The 483-nt window shown below is 68.3% G+C and carries 1 pseudogene; it reads right to left on the bottom strand.

From position 1 onward, the window contains the following. Positions 1-483, bottom strand: a pseudogene (locus QSK26_RS41485) (phospholipid carrier-dependent glycosyltransferase); the annotation flags it as partial.

The raw sequence follows: 483 nt of genomic DNA, 5'->3' as shown, positions 1-483 counted from the left end.
ATGTAGAAGAGGAACATCGTCCGGTTGTCGGCGAAGGCGTAGTAGAACCACGGCACCCAGCCGGCGGCGTAGGCCAGCAGCACGGCGCCGGCCCGCCAGTCCCGGGTGGCGACATACCAGGCGATCATCGCGATCATGGCGGCCAGCGCGGCGAACCAGATGACCGGGGTGCCGACGCCGAGCACGGCCTGGGAACAGCTCGCGGTGCCGCAGGCGTTCTCCGGGGACTCGTAGAAGAAGGCGACCGGGCGCAGCAGCAGCGGCCACTGCCAGGGGTCGGACTGGTAGGGGTGGGTGGCGGTCAGGTCGGTGTGGAAGCTGAGCGCCATGAGCTGGTAGCTGATCCACGATCTGACCGAGTCGAAGACGAAGAAGGCCGGACCGGCCGAGGTCGCCTGCGCCCAGTTACGCCCGTACCCCTGCGCCGAGACGAACCACCCCGTCCACGACACGATGTACGTGACCGCCGGAGCCACCGCCAAA

Origin of the sequence: Microtetraspora sp. NBRC 13810, from assembly GCF_030268685.1 — a bacterium.
Taxonomy (GTDB): domain Bacteria; phylum Actinomycetota; class Actinomycetes; order Streptosporangiales; family Streptosporangiaceae; genus BSRQ01.
Note: the sequence above shows the minus strand (reverse complement) of the source record. Positions and strands in the feature narration are given on the sequence as shown.